The 26,451-nt window shown below is 38.1% G+C and carries 26 protein-coding genes; all 26 read right to left on the bottom strand.

Annotation, left to right across the window (positions count from 1 at the left end; genetic code table 11):
- Positions 1-22 precede the first annotated feature (22 nt).
- Positions 23-202, bottom strand: coding sequence for a DUF951 domain-containing protein (locus H9Q76_RS03725; RefSeq protein WP_117780289.1), 180 nt, complete (start codon positions 200-202; stop codon positions 23-25).
- A gap of 87 nt (positions 203-289) precedes the next feature.
- Entirely contained in the window at positions 290-949 is a 660-nt protein-coding gene (locus H9Q76_RS03720; protein WP_249321683.1) for an HAD hydrolase-like protein, read from the bottom strand.
- Between the two features lies 1 nt (position 950).
- Complete coding sequence (locus tag H9Q76_RS03715) at positions 951-1,334, bottom strand: CBS domain-containing protein (RefSeq protein WP_117780288.1); 384 nt, start codon at positions 1,332-1,334, stop codon at positions 951-953.
- 72 nt (positions 1,335-1,406) lie between these two features.
- A complete protein-coding gene (locus H9Q76_RS03710; RefSeq protein ID WP_021984405.1) occupies positions 1,407-2,435 on the bottom strand; it encodes a 3-deoxy-7-phosphoheptulonate synthase in 1,029 nt (342 codons plus the stop codon).
- 122 nt (positions 2,436-2,557) lie between these two features.
- Positions 2,558-5,137, bottom strand: coding sequence for an FtsX-like permease family protein (locus H9Q76_RS03705; RefSeq protein ID WP_249321681.1), 2,580 nt, complete (start codon positions 5,135-5,137; stop codon positions 2,558-2,560).
- Between the two features lie 51 nt (positions 5,138-5,188).
- The gene (locus tag H9Q76_RS03700) at positions 5,189-5,890 is read right to left on the bottom strand and encodes an ABC transporter ATP-binding protein (RefSeq protein WP_249321680.1); all 702 of its coding nucleotides are present in this window, start codon (positions 5,888-5,890) and stop codon (positions 5,189-5,191) included.
- Positions 5,891-6,255: 365 nt separating this feature from the next.
- Positions 6,256-7,341, bottom strand: coding sequence for an iron-containing alcohol dehydrogenase family protein (locus tag H9Q76_RS03695; protein WP_249321678.1), 1,086 nt, complete (start codon positions 7,339-7,341; stop codon positions 6,256-6,258).
- A gap of 172 nt (positions 7,342-7,513) precedes the next feature.
- Entirely contained in the window at positions 7,514-8,185 is a 672-nt protein-coding gene (locus tag H9Q76_RS03690) for a CinA family protein (RefSeq protein WP_118671322.1), read from the bottom strand.
- A gap of 91 nt (positions 8,186-8,276) precedes the next feature.
- On the bottom strand, positions 8,277-9,476 hold the full coding sequence (locus tag H9Q76_RS03685; RefSeq protein WP_249321677.1) for a hypothetical protein: 1,200 nt from the start codon (positions 9,474-9,476) through the stop codon (positions 8,277-8,279).
- 39 nt (positions 9,477-9,515) lie between these two features.
- The gene (locus tag H9Q76_RS03680; RefSeq protein ID WP_249321675.1) at positions 9,516-10,238 is read right to left on the bottom strand and encodes a metallophosphoesterase; all 723 of its coding nucleotides are present in this window, start codon (positions 10,236-10,238) and stop codon (positions 9,516-9,518) included.
- Between the two features lie 46 nt (positions 10,239-10,284).
- Complete coding sequence (locus H9Q76_RS03675; RefSeq protein ID WP_249321673.1) at positions 10,285-10,629, bottom strand: ASCH domain-containing protein; 345 nt, start codon at positions 10,627-10,629, stop codon at positions 10,285-10,287.
- A 43-nt stretch (positions 10,630-10,672) separates the two neighbouring features.
- Positions 10,673-11,473 (bottom strand): metallophosphoesterase, encoded by an 801-nt coding sequence (locus tag H9Q76_RS03670; protein ID WP_249321671.1) that lies wholly within the window; start codon positions 11,471-11,473, stop codon positions 10,673-10,675.
- On the bottom strand, positions 11,470-11,892 hold the full coding sequence (locus tag H9Q76_RS03665; RefSeq protein ID WP_249321670.1) for a hypothetical protein: 423 nt from the start codon (positions 11,890-11,892) through the stop codon (positions 11,470-11,472). Before H9Q76_RS03665 ends, H9Q76_RS03670 begins: the two co-directional genes overlap by 4 nt.
- Positions 11,889-12,926: a zinc metalloprotease gene (locus H9Q76_RS03660; RefSeq protein WP_249321668.1), complete on the bottom strand. Its 1,038-nt coding sequence runs from the start codon at positions 12,924-12,926 to the stop codon at positions 11,889-11,891. The genes H9Q76_RS03665 and H9Q76_RS03660 overlap by 4 nt, the downstream gene beginning before the upstream one ends.
- Positions 12,927-12,949: 23 nt before the next feature.
- Positions 12,950-13,195 carry a TatD family hydrolase gene (locus H9Q76_RS03655; RefSeq protein WP_249321882.1) on the bottom strand — a complete coding sequence of 82 codons (246 nt, stop codon included), beginning with the start codon at positions 13,193-13,195 and terminating at the stop codon, positions 12,950-12,952.
- Between the two features lie 39 nt (positions 13,196-13,234).
- On the bottom strand, positions 13,235-14,674 hold the full coding sequence (locus H9Q76_RS03650) for a hypothetical protein (RefSeq protein WP_249321667.1): 1,440 nt from the start codon (positions 14,672-14,674) through the stop codon (positions 13,235-13,237).
- A gap of 11 nt (positions 14,675-14,685) precedes the next feature.
- Complete coding sequence (locus tag H9Q76_RS03645; RefSeq protein ID WP_249321665.1) at positions 14,686-17,727, bottom strand: S16 family serine protease; 3,042 nt, start codon at positions 17,725-17,727, stop codon at positions 14,686-14,688.
- Positions 17,728-17,898: 171 nt separating this feature from the next.
- Positions 17,899-21,015, bottom strand: a complete 3,117-nt coding sequence (locus H9Q76_RS03640; RefSeq protein WP_249321663.1) for a CHAT domain-containing protein — start codon at positions 21,013-21,015, stop codon at positions 17,899-17,901.
- A 24-nt stretch (positions 21,016-21,039) separates the two neighbouring features.
- Positions 21,040-21,663, bottom strand: a complete 624-nt coding sequence (locus tag H9Q76_RS03635; protein WP_249321661.1) for a hypothetical protein — start codon at positions 21,661-21,663, stop codon at positions 21,040-21,042.
- Positions 21,638-22,504: a hypothetical protein gene (locus tag H9Q76_RS03630; protein WP_249321659.1), complete on the bottom strand. Its 867-nt coding sequence runs from the start codon at positions 22,502-22,504 to the stop codon at positions 21,638-21,640. Before H9Q76_RS03630 ends, H9Q76_RS03635 begins: the two co-directional genes overlap by 26 nt.
- A 64-nt stretch (positions 22,505-22,568) precedes the next feature.
- Positions 22,569-23,135 (bottom strand): hypothetical protein, encoded by a 567-nt coding sequence (locus tag H9Q76_RS03625; protein WP_249321657.1) that lies wholly within the window; start codon positions 23,133-23,135, stop codon positions 22,569-22,571.
- Between the two features lie 84 nt (positions 23,136-23,219).
- Entirely contained in the window at positions 23,220-24,023 is an 804-nt protein-coding gene (locus H9Q76_RS03620) for a hypothetical protein (protein WP_249321656.1), read from the bottom strand.
- A gap of 57 nt (positions 24,024-24,080) precedes the next feature.
- Positions 24,081-24,962, bottom strand: a complete 882-nt coding sequence (locus tag H9Q76_RS03615) for a DUF6273 domain-containing protein (RefSeq protein ID WP_249321654.1) — start codon at positions 24,960-24,962, stop codon at positions 24,081-24,083.
- A gap of 25 nt (positions 24,963-24,987) precedes the next feature.
- Entirely contained in the window at positions 24,988-25,293 is a 306-nt protein-coding gene (locus H9Q76_RS03610; RefSeq protein ID WP_249321652.1) for an SEC-C metal-binding domain-containing protein, read from the bottom strand.
- A gap of 37 nt (positions 25,294-25,330) precedes the next feature.
- Complete coding sequence (locus H9Q76_RS03605) at positions 25,331-25,954, bottom strand: 4Fe-4S single cluster domain-containing protein (RefSeq protein WP_249321650.1); 624 nt, start codon at positions 25,952-25,954, stop codon at positions 25,331-25,333.
- Complete coding sequence (locus H9Q76_RS03600) at positions 25,954-26,439, bottom strand: hypothetical protein (RefSeq protein WP_249321648.1); 486 nt, start codon at positions 26,437-26,439, stop codon at positions 25,954-25,956. The genes H9Q76_RS03605 and H9Q76_RS03600 overlap by 1 nt, the downstream gene beginning before the upstream one ends.
- Positions 26,440-26,451: the final 12 nt, after the last annotated feature.

The raw sequence follows: 26,451 nt of genomic DNA, 5'->3' as shown, positions 1-26,451 counted from the left end.
AGCCAACCGCTCTACTTTTTCTTTATTCCTCTACAAATCCACGGAAGCCTTTTTCCACAACACGTCTTGGAATCATCACCATATGTCCACAAGTCTGGCACTTCAACCGGAAATCCATGCCAACACGCTGGATCTCCCATGTATTTCCACCACACGGATGCGGCTTCTTCATTCGAATGATCTGTCCAATCTGAAAATCCATTTATTATAACCTCTTTCCTATGTTACATCGATCATCCCCAACAGTATTAACACTATACAGAAACATAACCGCCCGTATTCTCATGTATTATCGCAGGATGATCTGCACCATCTCTTCCGCATTCTCTGCAAGATATCTGCAATCACAGGCTTCAAACTCTTCTTTACTGCCATATCCAAACAGTACACCGATCGTCTCGATTCCAAATGCTCTGGCACCGATTACATCGAACTCCCGGTCACCAACCATAATGATATCGTCCATCGAAGGTTTTCCCTGATCTGCCGCAATCCCGGCAAGCAGATACTCAATCACCGCTGCCTTTGAATCTCTTGATTTGTCAAAGGTACTGCCTGCAATGATATCAAAATATCCATCCAACTTCAGATGTTCCAGAATCTGTTTTGCATAAAGCTCCGGCTTCGACGTTGCCACATACAGATGACAACCACGCTCCTGAAGCGTCTGAAATGCAGCTTCCATCCCCGGCATAATACCATTTTGGTAGATACCCTTCGTGCTGTAATATTCCCGGTAATACAACACCGCCTGTTCTGCCTCTTCTTCCGAGAGTCCATGAAATTCCCGGAACGAATCCCGAAGTGGGGGTCCAATGTAAGGATACAACGTCGTCCGATCTTCTACTGTAATTCCAAACTTCGAAAGCGCATACAACACACCATTGATGATGCCCTCTTCCGGTTCCGTAATCGTCCCATCAAGATCCAAAAATACATACTTATACATATCAGTTCTTCAGGTACAGAATGATACTCTTTCGTGTGATAATGCCGATAAAGCAATCCCGGTCATCTACCACGCAGAGGAAATTCCGATCCAGAATCCTTTCCATAATCTCATCTTTTTCTACAGTATTTAATACTTTCGCGCCTTCGTCTTTGTTGACGATATCTGCTACCTTATACTTTGCGAGGTTCTCACGTCCGTGTTCCATGACCGCACGCAGGAAATCACCCTCACTGGCGATCCCGACATACCGTCCCTGGTCATCCACCACAGGGATTGCCGTATATGTGGCACCAAGCAGAAATGCGACTGCCTGATCCAGAGGATCATTTGCATTTAAGTACGTCAATGTGTGCTTCGGAATCAAAATACTAAATATATTCATATGTAACCTCCTGGCTCAAAATAAGCTGCTGATTGATTCGAACCAGCAGCTTATCCATAAGTCTCATTTTGCTTACAGCTGCTCTGCCATCTCCAGAAGCAGTCTCTCTGTCTTCTTCCATCCAAGGCAAGGATCTGTGATTGACTTGCCATAGCATCCACCACCGATTGGCTGATTTCCATCCTCGATGTAGCTCTCTACCATAACACCCTTGACCAGATGCTTTACCTCATCACTGTGTCTTCTGCTGTGCAGAATCTCATTTACGATACGAGGCTGCTCATCCCACTTCTTACCAGAGTTGTTGTGATTTGCATCCACAATACATGCAGGATTCACAAGCTTATACTTGCCATACGCCTCAGCAAGGTACTTCAGATCCTCATAATGATAATTTGGAATGGAACGTCCGCTCTTGCTCAAAGATCCACGTAGGATACAATGTGCCAATGGATTTCCATCGGTCTTTGCCTCATAACCGGAGAACAGGAATGTATGTTTTGCCTGTGCCGCCACACAGGAATTGAGCATGACAGCGAAATCACCGCTTGTCGGATTCTTCATTCCAACCGGAACGTCAATACCGCTCGATGTCAGACGATGTGCCTGATTCTCCACACTTCTTGCACCGATTGCCACATAAGATAAAATATCCTCGAGATATGGCCAGTTATCCGTATACAGCATCTCATCGGCTGCAGTCAGTCCTGTCTCACGGATTGCTTTGATGTGCATCTTTCGGATTGCCTTCACACCCTCGATGAAATCCGGCTTATCCTCCGGATTCGGCTGATGCAGCATGCCCTTATATCCGGAACCATTTGTACGTGGTTTGTTAGTGTAGATTCTAGGAATTACAAAAACCTTATCCTTGATCTTCTCTGCAACAGCTGCCAGTCTGCAGAGATAATCAAGTACGGAATTCTCATAATCTGCGGAGCAAGGACCGATGATCGCAATAAACTTATCAGACTCACCGGTAAATATCTTCTTGATCTCAGCATCTCTTTTTGCTTTGATCTCCTGTAACTCTTTGTCCATCGGATGCGCTGCGCGAATCTCTTCCGGCGTTGGAACCGCCTTTACCATATGTAAACCCATTTCTTTTTCCTCCAAATATTACTTATGCGTCTTTGTCAATATTCGTAAATACATATCTGAGCTGCTTTATTGCATACACAGCCTGACTTGCACACACAGACACAATTTATATTATAACATACTTACTCAATAGACTTCAATGATTCCGCCATATCTATTTTATCAATTTTCCGGCGCATCACCAGATCCACAATAATCAGGAATGCCAGTACAATCAGGACGCTATACAGATAACTGATATTCATGATTCTCGTTGCAAATGCCACCATATCGACCTGAATCTGGGACATAACAAACCGATGCAGCAAACAGCCAAGTGGAAGTCCGACAACGATTCCCATCAGCGTCAGTATGAAATTCTCCCGAAAAACATACGATCCTGTCTCTCGCGGATAAAAACCAAGTACCTTGATTGTTGCAATCTCCCGCACACGCTCCGTAATATTGATATTGCTTAAGTTGAATAACACGATAAATGCAAGCGCACCCGCACTGCCAATTACAAGTCCGACAACCGCATCCATCATCTTCATCATATTCTCCACACGGTCTTTGATGTCTGCAACAACTGAGACGCTCATCACATTGGAGAGTGCAGATAATTTCCCGCCTGCCTCATAAGCGGTACTGTCTGTATCGACATGCAAATACATTGTATTTGCCTCGCATGCTTTGTCAAAATACTGCTCATAGCATTCCGGTGTGATATATGCGTAGTGCCATACATAGTTTTCGAAGATTCCCGATACGGTCAGCGTCACATCTCCCGCATCCGTATCATGCAAGGTAATCGGATCGCCAACCGTCACATCCGCAATCTCCGCAATCTTCTTTGACAACATCACCTCACCGTTTCCCGGATAAGTGCCATTGCTGGTTGTCATGTCAAACTTCACAAAGCTTTCTAAATCTTCCGGCTCTGCAGCAATCAGATACACTGTTTTAATTGCAGAAGCTGCATGATATTCTACCGTGCTTTTGAGGATTGCTGTGGAATCCTCAAAGCCATCACCGACAGCATCCTCCACCTCCTGCTGTATATCCTCGTTATATGTGCCATTCAGGGTTACTTCCATATCGTAAGTATCGATATCACCATACTGAAACTCGGCCAGATTTGATACTGAATCCTTCACTCCAAGCCCCGTCAGGACAAGCGCCGTGCATCCGGCGATACCAAGCAGCATCATGAACATACGCTTCTTGAATCGGAATACATTTCGTGCGGTTACCTTATGTAAGAACTTCATCGGCTTCCAGATAAATGGAATCCGCTCCAGTAAGATACGTTTTCCTGCTGCCGGAGCCTTCGGCCGGATCAGCTCTGCCGGCATACACCGAAGCTCATTGATACAGGCAAGGAATGCCGTTCCCATTGAGCAAAGCAGCGACACAATCAGGCAGATTACCAGAAGTCCTGGTGAAAAATAAAATTCAATGCCTGTTCCGAAATCATACAACATCTTATACGCCTCAGATATTACATATGGGAACAGATAGCTTCCTCCGAAGAATCCGATCACGCAGCCAAGGAACGCCGAGCTTCCGGAATAAATCAGATACTTCGCCATAATGCGTCCATTCGTATAACCAAGTGCCCGGTATGTTCCGATCTGTCCACGCTCATCATCCACCATACGTGTCATCGTCGTCGAACAGACAAGTGCCGCAATCAGGAAGAAGAAAATCGGGAATACCTTTGCTACGCCATCGACGATGTTCGTATCATTGTCATAGCACATATAACCGACATTCGTCGAACGATCCAGCACATACGTCTTTACATCTCCAAATGCTTCCTTCGCCGCCTGTTCTCCATATTCCTGTACGAGTGCATCCTGTTGTTCCTGCGTAAGAGGCTGTAACTGTTCCATCTGGGCTATCTGCTCCTGTGTGAGCGTTCCGCTCTGCGCATCCTGCATCATCGCCTGTAATTCTTGCTGTTGCTTTTCAACCGCGTCCTCCACAAGTGTCCTGCCCAGCTCTGTCACAAGCCGGTCATACCGATCATCGGTAACCGCCTTCAATGCAGTCTCCATATCCGGTGTGACATCATCGATAAAATCATCATACGCATCCGTATAGATATCATAGGAATCCTGACTTTGTACATAGATTTCCTTATATGCATCAAAGGAAAATCCGCCTTCCGGAATAAAGATAAATGCACTGATCCGTCCATTTCCAAGATCCGTCGTTCCACGTTCGATATTGATATAGATTGGCGAATTCACCGTACCGACAACTTTGTATTTCTTGTGTGCAAATGCATCTTTTGTATCCTGCGTGTTGCTGTCCGCAATCTCAATTTCCTGTCCGATGATATCCTGTCCCTTGAACTGATATGCATCCACCACACATTCATCGTCTGCTTCCGGCATACGACCATCCCGCAGTTCCAGTGTATTCACATGCTCCGTAATGGACTGTGCGCGCAACACCTTCTCCTTACCATCCGCATCTTCATAGATCATATCCTCGTAGTAAGAGCCATCTGCCGCCAGCACATGCTCCTGCTTCCGCATTTCCTCTACCGCATCTGCATCAAATCCAATCGAAGAAAGTAGCCGGAAATCATAGAAGTTATGCTCTCGCAAATACTTATTTCCGGTTTCCACCATGCCCGGCTTTGTCACCTTCAGTCCGGAGAAAAATCCAACGCCCAGCGCAATGATTGCAAGAATTGCCAGGTACCGTCCCATACTCTGTCCAATTGTTCTACGTATATTTTTTCTATATGCCCGCATCTTCTATCACCACTCAATTTCTTCTACCGGTACAATCTGTTCATTCATCTTCACCGAAGCAATCTTACCACTCTTTACCTTAATGATCCGGTCTGCCATCGCTGTAAGTGCCTGATTGTGGGTGATGATTACAACGGTCATGCCACGCTTCCGGCTGCAATCCTGTAACAGCTTTAAGATTGCCTTACCGGTCTCATAATCAAGGGCACCGGTCGGCTCATCACAGAGCAAAAGCTTCGGATTCTTTGCGAGCGCACGCGCGATTGCCACACGCTGCTGTTCGCCTCCGGATAACTGTGCCGGGAAGTTATTCATACGTTCTTCCAGTCCGACATGCGTAAGTACCTCCGATGGGTTCATCGGATCTTTCGATAGCTGCGATGCGATCTCGACGTTCTCCAGCGCTGTCAGGTTCGGGATCAGATTATAAAACTGAAATACGAATCCGATATCCCGCCGTCTGTACGTCGCGAGCTGTTTCTTGTTGTAATCCGAAACCGCTGTGCCATCCAGATACACCTCTCCTTCAGTCAGGCGATCCATACCGCCAAGGATATTGAGCAGGGTGGTCTTACCTGCCCCCGACTGTCCTACGATGACACAGATCTCACCCTTCCCGATCTCAAAGGATGCATCCTTTAAGGCTTCAACACTGACATCACCGGTCTTATAGGTTTTGCTTACGTTCTTAAACTCTACATAACTCATTTGCGTGTTCCTTTCTAATTTATCTGTGATAATTGCAAAATAATTCGATATACCTGAGTATAACATACTGTTTCCCTGCGATATATCAATTTCACGAAGCATATAATGTATTGCAGCCAAGAAATACTAAATGTTCCAATCTACAATCTCTCATGCTTCCGCAGCCGCTGCCAATTCGCCATCCCTGGCTCAGTGGCAGCTTGTTTGAACATCGTGTTCAAACACTGCTGTTTTATTTATGGAACATCAAGTATTTCTAAGTTGCAAACATATCATATGCTTCATGAAATTATATATCACAGGTGAACAATCATGTTATATCTCAGGCATATCCAATTATATTTTGCAATTATCTATAACTAATATTACTTCCTCCAGCTCGCGATTCTTAACAATACTTCCTTGTCAAGTGGATATGGGCAAAGCGCAAGCTTCGCTTTATTTTCGGCTACAATATCAACAACCTGACGGATGTTTTCTTCCGGCAGGATGCCGCAGTCGCTCACAACCTGAAAGAAATCTGCAAACTCGTCCACAGAAGAAAATCCAATTGTCGATAACAGATATTCCTGATCCGCTATATCTGCTTCCCAGATATATCCCGGCAGGAAATATCCGATTGAAATGCCATGCGGCACGCCAAGTTCATACGTGATCGCATAACTTAAACTGTGCGGAATCGTCGTTCCCGTCTGTGCGATCGCCATACCTGCGAGTGTCGATGCCAACAGGAAATTGCTGTAATCCTCGTCTGTCATCTCCCTCATACCAAGCAGGGCATCCTTGCTTCTCGCCCAGACCTTTAGGCCCTGATCAACGAACATCCGGCTGTAATCCGTCGCGGTCGTATTCAGATAACTCTCAATCATATGTCCAAGCGCATCAATCGCGGTCTGTCCAATGACTTTCTTCGATGCAGTCTTCAGATATTTCGGATCCGCCAATGCAAGCACCGGGAATACGCGGTGCGGCAGGGATGCCTTTGTCCGTTTCGCATGGACAGTAAGCACAGCGACGCCCGTCACCTCTGATCCGGTTCCACAGGTCGTCGGAATCGTCACAACCGGAAGTGCCTTTGTATGTGCTGCACTCTCATACAGATACTCCGCATCCTTCTCCGGGTTGGCAAGCATAATCGCAATCGCCTTTGCCGCATCCATCGGTGAACCACCGCCAATCGCAATTACAAAATCCACGCCATTTCTTTTTCCAAACTCGGTCGCTTTCATAACCGTTTCCACAGAGGGATTTTCTTCGATCCCATCATACTGCACATGTTTCTTTCCATATGCATCAAGTGCTGCCTCCACATCTGCAAGCGCTCCATTCGCGCGTGCGGAATATTTTCCTGTCACAATCAGTGCGTAGCTTCCATAGCCTGCCAATTCCTCTGCATGTACCTTTACTGCATCTATCTCCTGGTATACTTTTGTTGGTATGTAATATTTCATATTCTGTCTCCAATCATCTGCCTGATTCCGAAGTTTCCCCGCGGTACAGACTTCTAATAATATGTTATAATGAATATCCATATTTTTCAAGCGTTGCTTTGTGAATTGTTTGTGTTTTGCGCAACCAAAAAGACATGATATACATTTTGATGTGTATATCATGTCTTTCTTTTTACTCAAACAATCTCATCAATACATCATAGACTTCCTTTGCCACCGCCAGTTTGTACATTAACCGGCTTGGCTGCTGTGGAATCTCAACAACATACGACCGGACACTACCTTTCAAGCTTATCGCGAAATATACCTGTCCGGGAACCGATGCATCCGCATTATCCGGATCTGTATTTCCCATCGTTCCGGTGACTCCAATTCCGATGTCCACACCATACATATTCGCGCAGGCGGTCGCCATGGCTTCCGCTGTCTCCTTCGAATACACTGTATACTTATGAATCACCTCTGCAGACACACCCTGCATGATCTTCGTCTCATTGCTATAGGTAATGCTCGCACCTTTGAAGATGGCAGATGCCCCTTCTGTATCCGTAATCAGAGACGCAATCTGTCCGGCAGTCGCACTCTCCATCGTCGTGATCGACATGTTCCATTCGATCAGAAGTTCTGTCAATTTACGATAGTCCTGGCGGATATCTTTTTCCACATATTTTTTCTTGACTGGACGAACCTTCGGTTCTTTCTTCTTGTCTGTTTTTTCCTTTTTTGCATTCTCCTGCTTCTCTGTGTCTGGATTCTGCAAGAGTTTTGCTTCCTCACAGTATGGGCAAACTTTGTATCTGTCTCCGTTATAAAAATGATCATTTTCACATTTTCTGATATTCATAATTTTAACCTCGGTTATGTTTATTCATTTAAAAATTATCTTTATTATAACGTAAATGCAGGAAAATAACCAGAATTTAATATGAAATAGCTCATGCTTTCATCTCATTTATCTTCTCATACAAATTACTTGCCCTATCCCCTATAAACTCATATTTGACAATGCGCCTTTTAAATTCATCTCCGATCCACATGGCCATTCTGCAATAATGCAGAGCCTCTTTCTCTCGTCCTGGTATTTTACAAAGCAGTTCCGCTATATTGATACACGTCCAAGCTATAGCGGGATCGTTTTCTATAGGCCATATCCCATTATAGTCCTTTTTTCTAAAAAATAACGCATCCTTCAACAGTTGTTCTGCCAAATCGAGTTGCTGATTTGTTCTTGATAAGAAACTTCCGAGATTATCTTTTAGCCAGGCAATTGTCGACAGAATTTCCTCTTGGGAATGTGGTTGAAACAACATTCCTATTCTTTTAGCATATATAAGGTTACCATAATCCTCCATTATTTTTTCATACTTACTGATTGCATCTTCGGTAAGTCTTATTATCTCATCCGTCCTTTTACTATCAGAATCTTTTGTTGTCATTTCCATAAATGCGGCCAGAAGTTCTTCTGAAATAGCCTGTTCTATATCTGAATCAGCTTTATTACCTTTCAACATCTCTTCCGCTTTCTGAATATTTTCATCATCCGCAAATAATCTTAGGTCATAATAATAAGCTGCCTTCACATCTCTGTAGGTCCAAAACCATACTCCCCAGTCACTTGGGCTTGTTAAACTTTCATCGCTACATTCATCTCGCATGAATGCCAGCGTATGTTTTTGTTTTTCAAAGTATTTTTCTTTTTCAAAAACAGCCACCTCTGCTGCCTCCAGATACATACTGGGTTCAAAACAGACCGGCGCATATACGTGTTCTTTCTGTTTTTTGCTGTCAAATGACTGGGTTTCAACTTTACGGATTGGAATCTGATATCCCTCTTTGTTTGCTCTCGGCAATTCAATATCATACTTTGTTAACAGCTGACGCACACTTCTTATTAATTGCTTAATACGTCTTCCATCCCGTTCTTCATTATAAAAGGTATCATATTCTTTATCATACACTCGCGCAAATAGCTCCTCTTTTGAAGCTCTCCGTCCATCCACGCTTGCTTTTACAATCACCCGCAACGCCTTCTGTCGGTATCCTATAAAATCCCAGGTTGTTTTCTCCTTGTACAGAAAGTGGTCAAGTGATTCTTCAAAACATAAATCATCGCTTAAGTAAATTTTTCTTATCATACTTCTCTCCTTCTTCCCATTGCTCATATTCTAAGTTGTCTAAACTGTTACTACCTGATCCGTCTCAACACAATAACAGCTCAGGCATCCTCCATTCGCTTTATGTCCATTTCCTGTATCGATATCCATATAAGAATCGTTCTTATATACCCGATATGATCCATCCAGATTAAGATTCGTAGTTGGAACATGTCCACATATGATATATTTATCCAGCTTTCTTCGTATTGCAGCTGCACAATCATGAATATCTCCCGATATCAAAAACTGATATTCGTTCTCCTTTACACCTCTCTGTATAGACTCTTCCACATCCACAAATCCATCTTCGTTATATACTAAATAATCTATGTCGATACCGGAATGAATCACTATCGTCTCTCCATATATTGGACTATTCAGTTTTGTGTATATCGGTAAGTTCTTTATAAACTGTTGTAACTCATGTTTTTCAATCTGGGATAACTCATCTACTTCCTGCCTTGTCTTCTGTCCCCCGAATCGGTCCCAGGTTCCTGCACTAAGCGTTCCCTGTAAATACATTTGAAAGAAAAGCTCATGATTTCCTTTCAAGAGCATCACATTATAATCTTCGCTTTGCACCATTCTCTTCACATATTTTAAAAGCCTTAACGGCTCCGCTCCACGATCAACGATATCTCCAACTAAAATCAGCATATCCTGATTATTGTAACTGATTTTATGTAATATGTTTAAAAAACCTTTATAATCCGAATGTATATCTGATATCAGATAAGTCATAGACTATCATCCTCCCTCACTTCATCTTAACAGTACACTATATAAATTAGTCAGTTCGTTCCATCTCTATTGCAAGTACTCCATTTTTTTGCTCATCTTCTACAGAATAATATGTATACATCTGCTCTACAGCCAGATCTTTTGAAATATTTGCAAAGCCACACTTCTCAAAAGGGATTTCCTCAAACATATCTCTGAATGATTTATAATGATACAACCCTTTAACAATAACTTCCATTCTTTCATTCTGATCTTCAAGTTTTTTGAAAACAATATGGTCATCAACCTTTATCTGTTTTCTTTTTACATCAAGTAATCTTAATTCATAAATTTTCTCTCCTGATCTTATAGCTTCAAATGGATCTTTTTTCAATTTCATATAATGAATCATTGTCTTATCTCCTTTCGTTAATATAATAAAGCATTTGGAATGACTAAGCCAAAATATCTTCAAAAGAATCACTCTTCTTCATGGTCATAAATTTGTTTAAATCAACTACATTTTCATTAAAAAGCATGAGTTTCTCTTTCTCGCCATCCCATGGGTATAATCTATCTGCATGAAAGTGCCCCCACGCCCAGCGTCGATAATTCAGTGTTGCTTCAATCTCTCCCAGATACATCTCCATCGTTTTATCTATCTGCGATTGGGCAACTATTGTATGAAATAAATCTCTCGGCTCATAAGCGATAGGACAAGTGTGGGAAATGACCAAATCAAAAGTTTTTTCTTTCTCAATAAGCATTCTCCCATAATCCATTTCCTCTTTTGTAAGTTGTTCATTCTCGTACCATGTCCAGTGATTATACAATCGTACCCATTTATCTATGCTGTATGCCCCAGGGATTGACAGTGTTCGGTATCCATCGAACAAATAGCTGGCAGGTTTGTCGTCAAGGTACTCGATACTTGGAAACTCCGTTTCTGTATATACTGTACCGTTATATTTCTGTTTGGTTATCCATTTATCCGGATACTTATCTACTACATCTGTCACCCGTGCTTCGTGGTTCCCCCGGAGGAGGATATAGGTAAATGGAAATCTTGACAAATTCTTCTTGAAATTTGCATCCCGGTTACCGGTAATCGCAAAATTACATCCCACATCGCCAAGAAGGATTATAGAATTCTTACAGGCATCTAGTTCTAATCTATCTCTATTTTGATTATAGAAATATTCAATTGGGCCTGACTCCCCATGGATGTCCCCAAGTAAAAACCAATTTTCTCTCATATGCTACCATCTTCCTCTTCTCTGACTTCATTTAAAAAAGTATCTTTTTGCTCTGGCCAGATAATATTAGAAACGAAACACATCATTATCTCTTCTGCGGATAATAAACTCATATACACAATCACCCTAAATATAATTTTAGTAACTAAAAAGATATCCACAAAATACCAATCTACAATATTCACTCCCATCTTCACATTGAACGGGATTGTTGAGAACAAAGTAATCACGAACATCCATATTCTTTCCCAGCCTCTCATAAAAGACACACTTTTTACGACCAAAATTAATAGAATCATAGAAACAGGAATATTCCACCAGCTAAACCTGTTGTGTGCCATACCATATGACTGAAGAATCAGCAATCCAATAGTTATAATCCCAATCATTGTTTTGAATATGTCATATCTTCTGTTCATGAAAACACCCCTCCCACGAAGATACTTATTTCTGCAAGAATTAACAATGGTATAAATATCTGAAATACCAAGACAACCATACTCGTACATATATTTGCGATTCCATTTATACCATTCTTTCTAAAATAATTTCTGCGTTTTTTAGCGGAAAACATTTGTTTTAGATTAGCCTTAGCTGCATCTACAATTGATCCTCCAAACAACGCACGCATTGTATGTTCCCCATCAAAATTTTCCACAAGGCTAATATTTATAAGTGCCAAAATTACATTTTGCACAACTGCATATAACATTGCAATTTTCCACTCTCCAAGAAATGAGTTCTCTCGTACAGATGTCATCAAAATCATTAACAGACCAGACAATAAAAGATTCACCTCTATCCCTGCAAGATATATCTGTGCTTTCTTTCGTCGATTCGTAACATCTGTTGCATCAATCATCACATACGCCCCAGGCAAAATTCCACGAATCATAAATCCAGCCTCTAAAAATGCACCTTTTATATTCGCCAAACAAGCAATTGCATGCCCCACTTCATGCAAAATCATCCCCAATAACAGTCCACCAACAATACCTGTAATAACATTCGCAAAAAAATAATTACAATTCATGCCAAACTCGATATCATATCTGGATATTCGAAATAAACCATACAGGAATACTGGAAGAAATGTCAGCCATAATAAGGAATTCAATATCTTAGGAATAATAGTTCCTGCATATTTTCTCTCTGGTATATAAACTGTATGCAACATGATCCCATCAGCGTGAAGTGTCCTTCCTTCATCCCGAATCAGCACTTCACTATCTAAATAGTCATAATACTCCTCACATTCTTGTTTCGTAAAACCCTTTATTTTACAGGGATTCCTATTTCCGTCTAATCTCATGAGATATTTTGCTTGTCTGTCTGTAAGCTTTACCGTTTCCTGATTCAGACAGTTTCTAGCCGCTATACCATTCTTCGTAGATTTTAAGATTACCCAATTCGCTTTGCAAGGGTATCTTCCATCAATATTTATCTTTGGCACACCTCTCACATCCCTTTCCTTGTTTAAATACCATATAATCTTTTGGCATTCATTGTAGTTTCTCTTTCCACCTTTTTTATATCAATCCCTTTAAGATCCGCAACTACCTTGGCAATATACGGAATATTCAACGGCGTATTTCGCTTGCCCGGAATCCCTTCCGGTATTACATATGGTGAATCATTTTCCAAAACAATTGCCTCCAATGGCACTCGTTTTACGATATCTCGAAGTTCTGAACTTTCCGAATATGTAACTGCATCTCCAATCCCAGCATATATCCCATATCTTTTTGTTTCTCCTTCAATTTATCTTTGCTCATTCTCTGCATTTTCTTGCTTCTTGGCTTCTTTTTCCTTACGTTCCTCTTCCTCAATCTGCCTTTCAAGTTCTGCAATTATACTATCAATCTTTCTGTTATATTGCTCCACTGTCATATTATCTGCAGCCTCATCTAGTATCTTTTTCAGTTCCTCTTCTCCTTCAAAATGCACTTCAGACTCCTCTTCCACTTCTCCAAAGAAAAATTCAATACACTTAATAACTCCTGTTCCAGAATTATTTACAATCCGTTCATATGGATTTGTTTTTATATTGTCTAGCAGATATATCAAAGCATCAATGGTTCCTTTCTCATCCAATTGCTCATTTTCGATGGACATAATATATCCCATCGCCTCTATATAACCATCGGCTTTGATAATATCTCCATCATGACAATACGCTTCTATTTCCGAAAGCCTGTCTACAACTTCATTCATCATAAATGGAATCGGAATGTCATCAAAGAAGTGTTCAAATCTAAGTCGATTTCCTAACTTATTGTCAAAATTCATACGATCAAAATCGTAAAGTGTAAATAACAAGCCTTTCCAAAGCATCTCTTTACTAACTCTGTCAGAATTTAAACAATTCAATATCTGATCTCGTGACATATTTTTGATGTTTCCCAGTTCTTTCCTTGTTCCATTGCTCTTCAGGCAGATAAGCATGCCTTCTTCAACAAATAAAAGAGTTCCATTCTCGAGTTGATCAACAATTTTCCCATTTATCCTTGAGTAACTATATCTTCCACCTCTTATATTTCTTGCCCTTATAATTAATTCCTCTGTTGATTGAACAAACACTGTTCCGTTATCAAAATAATAAATTCTGCCATCTAGCAATGTTTCATTTCCGAGCTGCGAATCCTCTCTATCATCATACTCCTGACTGAAAAGCGAACTAATATTCTCGTTCTGATGAACATACAAATGAATATACTGTCCATCTTTTTTCGTAAAAAACACCTTATCCTGGCAAACATAAAAATCAATCCAGTCTTCATTCAATGGAGGTTGAAATGCCCTACCTGCATAACTATTGAGAACTCGCTTAACCCCTTCATAAGATTCCCTGCCACAAAGAGAATTCTTCATATTTGGATCGCTGCATAATTCTTTGGTAATCCACATTATAAATTCTCTAAGATCAAATGAATCCTGCTCATGAATCTCGGTATTGACCAATACCACATCATTGGTATGTCTTGAAATCACCTGCATTTTTGATAGATTCATATCTCTGGTCAGAAAATTTTCTATTTTCTTTCTGGTCGTGTTTGCAATCATACCCGCAGCAGCTAATCTGCCAAATACATACCTAAGACGAGTCACACAACTGTCAAACTCTGTTCCACCTGTGTAAATTGTCTTATATGTTGCCTCAACAATATTGCCCAAATAATCAAACGTCATAAACGGATGCATACATTCACCCCCTACTCCCACACATACTTTATTACTTCTTCTACTGTATCAACGGGAACTATTTCTATATTCAATCTGTCAATTTCCTTCCTTTCCACCAGTCTCTTATAACACTCTGATGGAACAATCACGTTCCCAATCGAAGCGCGTTCTGCAGCTATACACTTCTCATACACGCCACCTACAGGGCCTATATTCCCAAAAAGATCAACACTACCAGTGAATGCAACATTCGGAAGTGTTTTCTCTAATAAGCATGAAAGTATTGACATGGTAATCGTTACTCCCGCGGAAGGGCCGTCCTTTTTTGCCGCATCTGTCATATGAATATGGATTTTTGGTAATTTCTTCTTCATATATTTACTTACATAACAACATGCAATTGAAACAGATTCCAAGCAGGAGCCTTCCAGCAACCCAGTTATCTCAACCTTCTTCTCCTGATATGGGTTCACGACCGTCTCCACAGCTGTACTCACTCCAATCCCTCCTGCAGTAACTGCAAGAGCTTGCGCCATACCACATTTTCCTACAGACCGGGGCGGAATATCATTAAATCCAAAAGATCTTCGTTCTCCCAAAAATTCTATAATAAAACTCTTATTAACACTTACCGTTTTCGCAAATTTCCCTTTATTATTTCTGGCTATATTCATAAGAATATATTCAAAATCTCGTTCGACATTTCTCATACCTGGTACAACATCGTAATCATGAATGTATAGATCCAATGCATCATTTTCAATTGTCAACTCTCCAATCGAAAACTTTTCTTTTAGCTTAGGCAATATATAATTCGAGATAATTACTTTCTTATCCTGCATAGAATAATTACTATATTCAATTATTTCCATACGATCTCTGATCGGTAAAGGAATGCAGCTAATATCATTAAAAGTAAGCATTACAAGAAAATTATTCTTAGGAATACTGCACTCCAAATACTGATCATATATATATTCCTCGTTAGGATCAAGGAACTCATACAATGCATTAAAAAATTCCGGAGTCGCCTTGTCCACCTCATCTAAAATAATCACATCTGAATAACATCCATGGCCACTTTTTGCTAACTCCCTAACAATCATCGAAGGTCCTGCATTACGTAAAACCTTGTTTGTTCCTTTTATTATTTCAGCGCCACCGGCACCACCTACATTTATTTTCACACAATTTCGTTTTAAAGCTCTGGAAACACTAATAGCAGTACTACTTTTACCTGTTCCCGCATTACCATCTAATCCTATAATCGTCATTTTATTTGTATTATGTTCTAACTGCTTTGAGAGAATAGCTGCCTCTATTCTTTCTCCAAAATCATTCTGGAGATAATGCGTCTTACTTAACTCCTTAATTACTACCCCAATAGCAAAAGGTTCTATCCGTCCAGTAAAGATATTACTAAGATAATGGATTGCATCTCTTGCATATTCTTTCTGACTTTCATCACTTTCCCAGTTCAGGATTTCAAAAAGTTTAATTACTTTCTTCTGTATACATGCAGGATATTCATCATAACACGTAAAGAATTTATGCTCTGTTCCAGTAATTTCCCGCACATATGTGTTGCGTGTCTTTTCATAATCCTCCTCTGCATAATAAAACTCATTAATATCTCTTACACTGTAGTCTGGGAATATTTTTTCACCATTTGTCACTGTATTAACAACAATAGAACGTATCAAATTATCCAACTTATTCATATCCCTGTTGGCAAATTTATAAATAAGCGTCCTACAACATTCATCTGGAATCATTTTGGAAAATTCAATCCCATATTCCCGACAATACTTTGGTGCAATAATCTTATTAATTGTTTCTATAATCTCATTCTCTTCTGCATCCTGGAAGTAAATAGTCGTCATATTTGCTCTTAGTGACATCGGGATATCCTTTATGTCACTACATGTCACAATCACAAACATATTAGATAAATTAATCTCTACTTCTACAAACTTGTCCAAAAATGAAGTCTTCTGGAGTACAGGGGTCAGTGTGTTCCTAATTTCAGGATCGTAAGATTCAAAGTCCTGAATAACAAGCCCTCCTCGTACCCCTGCCTGTTTGATACGTTCAAATATTAAACCTGATCTCGCATTCTCATATATCTTTGACGTACCTGTGAGTGAATCTGTCTCTTTCATATGGATACCTGCAAGGTTAAGCACTGAATACCCCCGCCCAATGGAAGATGCAATTGTCTCTGCCAGCTGGTTAATACCAGTATCCGGATGACCGATCAAGCATATCGTTTTAGGCATTATTTCTGATATATTAGCAGCTTCAAACTCAGTATATATTTCTTCTAACTGTTTGCGATGCCCAATATGTGTTACATTGATTTTCTCCCTGAGATAAGAGATATCTATATATTTATAGTCAGCATCCCTGATCCAGTTAAACTCCATTATGTCTGCCATTTGCTTTAGATAATTTTTCTTTTCAGAAGCTGAACAGTTCTTATCCAGTCTGCATCTCACAGATTCATATATATCCCGGAATTCCTGTGGCATAACCTTCTTTAATACCATATAAAGTGCATCATACTCTTCTGGATCTTTATATAAGATTTTTTCCGATTCTTTAACCTGCTCCTGCTTGTCCACGAGCTCAAGCTTTTTTAAACCCAGATCTCTTTGTATCTCTGGACTGAATTTTTCAATGTTGCGCTGAAACATCTCCTTCTCTTCTTCTGAAAGCTTATTACTATTCGCAATATTTTTCTCTCTGTCCGTCACATCCTTACAGGAACGAATATACCACGTTTCCCCCACTTCCTTCTTACATAAAGATTTCAAGCCCGAAATATATACAATTCTGTTTTCGAGACCATCAAAATATTCTGCTTTACGATTGGTTAAAACACACTTTTCCTTTCCGCCTACTTCTACTTTTAAAATAGCCAGCCCCTCTGTATTCGCACCTATCTCCAACAATCTGACGGTCTCACCTAAAGTTTTGCACCCTTGATTCGTAATATCCTGCTTAACTGCACCAAATGCACGATCCTCCATCTTAGTGTTTACATCATATAATGCATCTTCAAATGTCATCCCCATGTTCCTCCTTAATCTAACCTCATCGATCTGTATAATATTATTCTTTATAAGACATCTTCCTCTCTAATTTTGCTGTTTCATATATGTTATATCTCTATAATCAAAAAAAGGTCGCATAAAAATAGACACATTTTTTTAAATGTGCCTATCAAAGTATTCATTATATTATAACCAAAGAACAAAGCCTGCCCAATAAACAGGGTTTGAAAAAAGCCTAGTATCTTTAGGATAATGTGCCAACTCCCTCATACTATCCGCAACAAGTCCCATCCGTCGCACTCTCTGTTCCCCAAACCAACCATCTCTTGTAAGTTCTTCAACTGTCACAGACATCAGGTATTTCTTAGCTCTCCACAAAGCTTCAGAAACCGACATATCCTTTAAATTCTTATAAAATCTGGTCATAAGAACGGCAGACGCCAGATCATCAACCTCCCACAAACTAATAATCGCTACTTGCACTCCTTGAGTTATAAATGCGGTATTCATCCCAAAAAGCCCTTCTTCATAGCTTATATCTCCTGATCCCGAAAAACAAGCTGACAGAACTACTAACTTCACCCCCGTCCAATCATATGTGCATATTTCCTCTGCACTCACAAGTCCTGTTCCATATTGGGAATCAATCTTTCCTGTTGCAATCCAATCATTTGCACCAGACATAAAAAAACACGTTTTTCTAAGTGGCATATCATATAAAAGATACCTATTTTTTTCCAAAAAAGTATTGTCCATCAAATGTTCACCATGCGTTGCTATATGTAATATCGGAGCATGAACTTCCCTAAATATATTTTTATTCGCATTCTGTTTCTGTATTACTTCAGTTTCCAACACATCTGCTACAGCCTGAACTTCAACCTTAGTTAATGGTAATGCCCCAAATGTTCTATCACTTTCCAATACCCGATTCTTGTCTATCGTAAATCTGGGATTACCAACGACCATACATTTCTCAACATTTCCAATTGGAACATTATTTTCTATCCAATCGTTCATCCACAAATCATTTTTTATGTTTCTAAGTGAATTTACATAATTTACATTATAGCTCTCAGCAAGATATCTTCCAGACGAATCAAGTAATATATCAAATGCAAACGCTGATAACTCTATATCGCCTGATATGATTATTTTTTCAATATTACACTCTAATTCTATCACTTTGAATACTGGTAAAATAAGTTGATTATACAACATATTTTGAATATTTTTATTCAACCATTTAATCATCCCTCCAGAAGAATTTCCACACCCCCTACTCCTTCTTATCTCAAGATCCAACGAACTAAATACTGTACGAATATTATATGCGTTTATCATATCTAGTCGCCGAACATAAACTTCTGCTCCTTGTCTGATCGCAACAACTACTCCATATCTTAAATTTCTTTCTGTAACATCCTTCTGTTCGTTCGTAAACTGCACATAATCTATATATATTGTCTTATCCGGAATCAGCAAAAAAAGGTCTTCCACACTCTTCCATGCAAACTCGCTATCATCCGTCCATTCTTGAGAAGTATATATTTTCTTCTCTAATTCATGTATTTCGTATTTCAGTTCACCAACTGCATCATCAACCTGATGACCATAATATCTTACTCCATCCAAATCAAGCAACCTTCTATGTAAGTCATTTAACCTTTTCATTTCAGGAGTATTTGCATATTTTATTTTACGTTTTCTTAATACATCTGGATACACATTTTTCATATTGCATACCAATTCAAAGAATTCATCGTCGCTACATGATATATCGTTTCTATACACGGCTGCAACTATAACCTTAAACAATATACCTACCCTTGATACCTTGTTTATCAGTCCTCTCTCATCTCCTACATCACAGGCCTGTTCCAATCTGAAAGGAGTTCTCCTTGCAAGTGAAAACAAAAGCGACCCTAAACTATCCCTGTCCATTATTCCCTTTATTCTATCATATTCCTTAAACACAATCTCTATAACTGCATCCATATCAGGAGAATATCTATTGCTCACACAATATAAATTGTCAAATGCAGACTTACTCCTCTGTATATCTCCTATGTATTCATAAAAAATAACCTTTACCTGCCAGTAAAATAAAATTCCCCCATCTATATCCTCCGGATTCAATTGACTTCCTATCAAATTCAATACCCGTTCCACATATGCTACATCTTTATCCTTTATTTTTTTGTTATTTATATTTAATCGTATACTATTCAGAATCATTCCAAACATTGTTACAGGCAACTTTTCCACATCTGACTGCCATAGCCATGACATTACACGCTGTGCTGCCTCACCACTGAATTCATTCTCTGATAAAAGATTCCACGTATTATATAATACTGCAGCCCCCATAGATTCCTGAATTCCATACTTGTTTATAATTTCAAGTCCCTCATTAAGATACTGTATACTCTTTTCCAACATTTCCTGGCAACAGAAACAGACTATAAGATTGTTTATCAATGCAAGTCTCAGCTCGCTGAACTGCTCTGAATCTTCACACATACCATATCCCTGTAAAGCACACTGCTCTGCATTGGCATATTTCCCTTGTTCCACCAATATGCTGGATTCATACAACCACAGTTTAAGCATTACAGTATTTTTTTTATCATTATCATCGTTCAGTTTTTCCACCCAGTTCTTCAATTGATCAGCATACTTCTTATACTCCTTATACCTATTTAGAACCATATATGTATCGCACATATTTTCCAGACAACATACATAATCAACCTCTGTTATTTCTTCAATTTTTGAATAAATATCAAGGGACATTTTCCCCATTTCTATACACTTCTCATCCCTCATAACATTCATTAGCTGCATCATTTTATCAGCATAAAAAAATGGAAATTCATTCAAACATTCTCGTATAATTTGAGTATTAATATCTTCATATGCTAAATTAAACCAATCAATATCACCAACATACGCAAAACATACCGCCAATTCTATACACACTACCTGAAAAACTTTGCTATTCTTCGAAAATGATTTACAAAACCTCTGGTATACCATGCCTAAAAGTCTATCCGCCTCATCAATTCCAAACTCATCACAACACGCACCTAATACAGCCTCAAACATCTCCATAACAAAGTATACATTTACTTGTTCACATTCATATGCTGATACAGGAATTATTTCATCATCAAAACACGCAAAAAGAGCAGAGACATCCTTATCAAATTCTTCACACATTAATTCAGGTGTCTCTGCCACTAATTCACTGAACACATTATTCTTTATATCTTCTACAATTTTTAATAGCCTGTCTTCCATATCCTTCGCAACACAAATTATTATCTATTCTTCCATATTTCCAATACTAATCTCATATCTACCTGATACATCAATTGGTATTAAAACTTCATATCGATCATTTCGTCTTAGCATATTTACGCTGCAACTCTTGCCGTCCAAAGTTTTCGCCTCTAATACAGGTTTTCTTCCATTCCACTCATCAGCGTCTAATGTAATTTTGAGGCCTTCTGTATCAAGTATAATTTTATTGTAATCATTTTCTTCATCAACAAGTGCCATTTCATTTTTTTGAATTTCACTTGATCTAGTAGCAAGTGCAATCGGATGCTCAAAATTATATTCAAATGAATTCAAAAAATTATCAATACCATCAAGTGTTAATCTTATTCCTTTTTCTATAGAAACTACTATTCTCGTTGCTACCCTCATCCCTCCTGTTTTATTTACTTCATATTTTTCAGACGCATATTCTTCAAGTGTATTATCCACAACAATATCATCCTGCACCTGCTTTACTCTCAATAATTTATCATACACATCACGACATTCACGACATTTCAATATATGGGACTGAACCTTATGAAGTAATTTCATATTGTCTGGAGTGATATCTCTCATATACACACATTTTTCTATATCTTCAAAATTTATGTGTTTTGTCTTCAAAACTCATCTCTCCTTCCAAACGTTCAAGATAAACCTTATACATGTCTTGAACTTTCTGATTTATACGATTTGCCCCATCAACAATCTGCCTTACTGTAAGATTAAAACGTCTGTTACCCACCAAACTGCCATCTTTCTGCCTTATATTAAGTTTCTCCTTCAATGGTGCAAACACCGCCTCATCTATATTGGAACAAAACACCCCTTTAAAATCTGCTACTATATTATCATATATTTCATATAGAGTCACATTTCTGAGTATTTTTTCTGCTTCTGTTGGCTTACCACTATATTTACTCTGTATCATCCGCGGAATAATCATCTTAGAATAAACAAATCCAATCAATCTCTCCGGAGAAACATTGATTGAGAATATATCATGTAACACACTCTCCAAAGCCTCTGATATAGTTTCATCCATATGTATTGACTCTGGCTCATTTTGCATACTAGCTGTCGCTTTTTCAAGTTCTTTCGGAAAATATTCGTTGCCACTTTCATCCTTGACTGTCCTGTCAATCGAATCATGCTTTCCGTTGTCTGTTTTTTTTCTCCAATTACTTATTTTATGCTCAACGATAGCATTCAACCACGTCTGTCTCTGTGCCTCATGCAAAGTTTCCGAATTAAGAATATAATTGGGTAATCCTTTTATAACAGCCATCTTTATCTCTTGAAGGATGTCCTCCCTATCCTCTTCTTTATCCACTGAATTCAGGAGTTTCCATTTCGTTTCACGCTCTATCATTTTACTGATATCAGCATATATTTGTACATCGCCATTTTCGTCCTGCAACTCTGACTTCAAATGATTAAAAAATTCCTGAGACGCAAATCGCATTCAATGTCACCTCCTTCTTAACATCAATAATAAACTTCATACATATTATTATAATTATATAATATTACTTTTTTTCTAACTCTTCCAACTCTTCTATTTTTTTGTCTAGCTCCTTTATCATATCATTCAGGAACATCTGTTCAGTTATCCCTATTTTATCAAGATTATAATAACTCATAAAACTATTTATTTCCTCAGTTATTTCTTCATATGATAGGCCAAATCTGTTACCTTTTATCTCGTCCTCAATCCATTTCTGCACTATTTCCTTATATTTGTCTGACTCCCTTAAAATGTATATGCTTATATCTGATCTAACTTCACGAATAGAAATTTTTCTATAATCAATCTTATACCGTTTCAATAGTTCATATATATAACAATCCTCAACATATCCTTGTATCTGTTGCATTTGAGCCGCTGCATATACCACAACTCTATACTCTCTAGTCTGTCTAATATCAATATTTCCTGTCTTCTCCTCATATTGATCTAACTTATTTACACTTTGTTCTTTTTTTGTTTTGTTGTTTTGACTTTCTTTTATTATCTCTTTGGGTATTAGACAATCCTCTGGAACTTTAAACAACGTCAGTACAGGTATACAACTATAAACATTATCCTTTTCCATTACATTACCTCCATTTACACAATACTATTTCACATTTTACATCATACCCATATACACAAATCAAAATATCCGTATATACAACAACTATAATTTATCTTTCTTATAAACTTGTTTCAATGATCCTCTATATTCAACAAAAGCATCACCACTGATTTCCATCATTAATACAGGAAAAAGTCTTGCCTTTCTGAAATATATATTATATGCTTCCGGCATTATATCCCCATCATTATTTATGTACCTATATTTCAACTCATTGTCTTGTAACCAACAATCATAAAACAATTTATCATTCAAATACTTATTTATACTATTTATTTCTTTTTCTTTTGGCAAGCCTGCATATATGACTTTAAATTTATCCATTCCTTCATAACGAAAATTATTCATTGAAAAGTCAGCCTGTATCTTTCCATCTGTAATCTCACTCAAAAATTTAATATCCTGATATTCCAAAGCTATCAATTCAACCCTGTTTTCATCCTTAGATAAAACTAACCATGATGATACGTTTCCATCCCAGCTATTCCCAAAATATATAACATCCCAACGTTTTAGCTGAGCTACATTACATATATTGTCTATATTACAGTTTTTTCCCTTTGTGTTTTCCGCAAAATATGCTATATCTTCCTTAACGATTTCCAAGCTTAATCCATCTTTATCAAATCCATTTGAATGAACTAATTCAATAATTTTATTATCCGATAATCTCCCTATTTGGGACAGTTCAACCCAATATGGTAAAACTTGCATATATCGTGAAGATCGACATTTGCTTTCCGATTTTATATTATAAAATTTATTACTAGTATTATCTAAAAATGGTATTTTAAATAAAGTAACTATATTTTGACAATCTTTACATATTCCCTCATGATTCTCCATAAACTTCCCACATCGCAAACAAAAGCTATCCATACTCTTCTTCACCCTTTTTTCATTTTATAAATGTATTTGTATATCTCCTGCATATTTCCATACTTCTATTTTATCTAGATTTATCCAAAGTGCGGGACATACTCCAATTCCAACACTTTTAGCTCCCCACCCATAAGAATAAACTTTTCCGCTTCTCAAAACTGCCATAACCAGATCGTTATCATATCCTTTTGTTCTTAACCACCACGCTCTTTTATTAATATTATTAATTAATGTATTTTCTTTATTCATATTATGTATGGCATATGGTGACATTCCCCTATATCGCATTTCATCATCACATTCCGCTAATGATTGAAATCCATACTGTTCATTACAAATTTCACTGTAAGACAACAAAAAAATCTTATCTGATGAGTTAACATCCGGCAAATCTGTATTAAGAATAGCTTCTCTTTCAGAGTATGTAAAAGCAAGATGATAAAAAAAACTATTTAACCATGCACGCAAAGAACTATATTTCCATCTGTTCTCTGAATAGCCAATATCAAATGGCCTACTATCTATACAAATATCTGCAATTACAAATGCTTTATTACCCTTAATATCTAATACACGCCACTTTATAGGATCCCTCGTCTTTCCGCTATTAATAAATTGAGGATATTCCCCGAAGTAAATACAATCATATATAACTGTATTATTATCTTTATCTATCATAGGGGACCTTAAACTTTTCAGTCCAAATTGATAAACACCTGTGTTAGAAATTATTTGCTCTTTATCTCCACTTTCTTCTTTGATTTGTAATACTTCTTCTTTATTGTGACTATATGTTTTGTCCAAATTTGGTACGCTGAACATCATATATATTGTCGAACATTTATCACATAAAACGGCATTAGTATTTATCTCTCTTCCACACTGCAGACAAAAATTAACCATTGTTTTGCACCTCCTGTCATAAATTTTACCATAATCCTCTTCCACAACACATCTTATATTTCATTCCACTTCCACAAGGACATGGTTCATTTCTTCCAACCTTTGATACATCTTTACCTCTTACCGGATATGTTCTATATTCATCCGCAAATTGTTGAGATTTTATATATTTATCTATTGATCCCCGAAGTCTTAAATGTTCTCTTCTTAATGTATCTATATCATCACACACTACAGGAATTTCAAACAACGACAGTATGTGCTCATAATTACAACATTCTATTCCATTTTCTTGCATCAATCTACCACATTTCATACAATATTTTATCATGTTTTAATAACCCTCTATATATCCTAAATATAATCACTTAAACAGACAATTCACATTGACCATCTTTAGCTGTTATTTTATGCCACTCCTGAAGCGTTGTCTTAGTCGGAACACCAACCATAACAACATTTTTGGGGGTTGCATAAATCTCGATATTTCTACCTTTTTTATTAAATAAATCCCTATATCCCTTATATCGATCTGTCATAAATATTACATTTTGATTTGACGATCCCCTAAGATTAATTCCATCATTCAACGCATCTATATATTGCCCATCTATCAATATATCTACATAATTATCTAATATTTCATCAATCCTATCGTTTCCTAATTTTCTCAGTTCTGTAACTGTATATCCTGTGTATAACATCACACCAAGGGTGGTTCGTTTACATATTTTAGCCAGTAATTCATACAAACCATCTATCTGCAAGAATGGTTCACCTCCGCTAATAGTTATCCCCTCTATACTTTTCTGTTGAAGTATGTATTTATAAATATCCTCTGTCTCTACAAGATGTCCAGATTTAACATTTCGGGTCTCTGGTGACATACATCCTTTACACATGCGATTACACCCTTGAAACCATATAGCAAATCGCTCCTCCGGACCTAATGCCCTTGTCTTAGGAACAAAATCATGAATTCTTATAAACATTATATAACCTTTACTCTCCTTGAAAGTCTTATACTCATCTTATCTGTTATTCCCATTATATAATCTAAATCCAATAAACACTCTGACACTTCCAAATCCACATTCTTTCTAAGAGACTCGTCATTATACATCTGATCCACTATATACGATAACTCATCTTTTAATTGCGCTACATCTACATCCGTGGATTTACCTCTATATGTCATCTCCGCAATATCTAATAACCTGTTTGATAATAATTTTAACTTCATTAATAAATCATAATTTTCAAAATATACCCTTGCTTCCTCACTTACATTAAACATAGGTTCTATAAAGGCCTCAATCAACTGGCGTTTCTGCACATCATCCATATTTTTGCTCATCGCATCCAATCCATTATCCTCCACATAATGAATTATTCCCTGTTCAAGCTTTTTCTTATCCGAATACTCAATATGACGCTCTTCAACTATATAATTATAAATAATTTCTTCAACGCTCATTCTTACACATCC

This window comes from Wujia chipingensis (genome assembly GCF_014337155.1).
In the GTDB taxonomy this organism is placed as follows: domain Bacteria; phylum Bacillota; class Clostridia; order Lachnospirales; family Lachnospiraceae; genus Coprococcus_C; species Coprococcus_C hominis.
This window is presented reverse-complemented; position numbering and strand designations above follow the sequence as displayed.

Bases quoted from the DNA above. Each gene is read 5' to 3' on its own strand.
- H9Q76_RS03685 (WP_249321677.1), bottom strand. From the start codon at position 9,476: ATGATAAGAAAAATTTACTTAAGCGATGATTTATGTTTTGAAGAATCA.
- H9Q76_RS03605 (WP_249321650.1), bottom strand. From the start codon at position 25,954: ATGTTTATAAGAATTCATGATTTTGTTCCTAAGACAAGGGCATTAGGT.
- H9Q76_RS03690 (WP_118671322.1), bottom strand. From the start codon at position 8,185: ATGAATATCAGAAAATGTGAAAATGATCATTTTTATAACGGAGACAGA.
- H9Q76_RS03620 (WP_249321656.1), bottom strand. From the start codon at position 24,023: ATGGAGAATCATGAGGGAATATGTAAAGATTGTCAAAATATAGTTACT.
- H9Q76_RS03705 (WP_249321681.1), bottom strand. From the start codon at position 5,137: ATGGGACGGTACCTGGCAATTCTTGCAATCATTGCGCTGGGCGTTGGA.
- H9Q76_RS03610 (WP_249321652.1), bottom strand. From the start codon at position 25,293: ATGATAAAATATTGTATGAAATGTGGTAGATTGATGCAAGAAAATGGA.
- H9Q76_RS03645 (WP_249321665.1), bottom strand. From the start codon at position 17,727: ATGACATTTGAAGATGCATTATATGATGTAAACACTAAGATGGAGGAT.
- H9Q76_RS03695 (WP_249321678.1), bottom strand. From the start codon at position 7,341: ATGAAATATTACATACCAACAAAAGTATACCAGGAGATAGATGCAGTA.
- H9Q76_RS03600 (WP_249321648.1), bottom strand. From the start codon at position 26,439: ATGAGCGTTGAAGAAATTATTTATAATTATATAGTTGAAGAGCGTCAT.
- H9Q76_RS03615 (WP_249321654.1), bottom strand. From the start codon at position 24,962: ATGGTTAATTTTTGTCTGCAGTGTGGAAGAGAGATAAATACTAATGCC.
- H9Q76_RS03715 (WP_117780288.1), bottom strand. From the start codon at position 1,334: ATGAATATATTTAGTATTTTGATTCCGAAGCACACATTGACGTACTTA.
- H9Q76_RS03630 (WP_249321659.1), bottom strand. From the start codon at position 22,504: ATGCGATTTGCGTCTCAGGAATTTTTTAATCATTTGAAGTCAGAGTTG.
- H9Q76_RS03670 (WP_249321671.1), bottom strand. From the start codon at position 11,473: ATGAGAGAAAATTGGTTTTTACTTGGGGACATCCATGGGGAGTCAGGC.
- H9Q76_RS03650 (WP_249321667.1), bottom strand. From the start codon at position 14,674: ATGCATCCGTTTATGACGTTTGATTATTTGGGCAATATTGTTGAGGCA.
- H9Q76_RS03710 (WP_021984405.1), bottom strand. From the start codon at position 2,435: ATGGGTTTACATATGGTAAAGGCGGTTCCAACGCCGGAAGAGATTCGC.
- H9Q76_RS03640 (WP_249321663.1), bottom strand. From the start codon at position 21,015: ATGGAAGACAGGCTATTAAAAATTGTAGAAGATATAAAGAATAATGTG.
- H9Q76_RS03665 (WP_249321670.1), bottom strand. From the start codon at position 11,892: ATGAACAGAAGATATGACATATTCAAAACAATGATTGGGATTATAACT.
- H9Q76_RS03680 (WP_249321675.1), bottom strand. From the start codon at position 10,238: ATGACTTATCTGATATCAGATATACATTCGGATTATAAAGGTTTTTTA.
- H9Q76_RS03625 (WP_249321657.1), bottom strand. From the start codon at position 23,135: ATGGAAAAGGATAATGTTTATAGTTGTATACCTGTACTGACGTTGTTT.
- H9Q76_RS03720 (WP_249321683.1), bottom strand. From the start codon at position 949: ATGTATAAGTATGTATTTTTGGATCTTGATGGGACGATTACGGAACCG.
- H9Q76_RS03700 (WP_249321680.1), bottom strand. From the start codon at position 5,890: ATGAGTTATGTAGAGTTTAAGAACGTAAGCAAAACCTATAAGACCGGT.
- H9Q76_RS03675 (WP_249321673.1), bottom strand. From the start codon at position 10,629: ATGATTCATTATATGAAATTGAAAAAAGATCCATTTGAAGCTATAAGA.
- H9Q76_RS03725 (WP_117780289.1), bottom strand. From the start codon at position 202: ATGGATTTTCAGATTGGACAGATCATTCGAATGAAGAAGCCGCATCCG.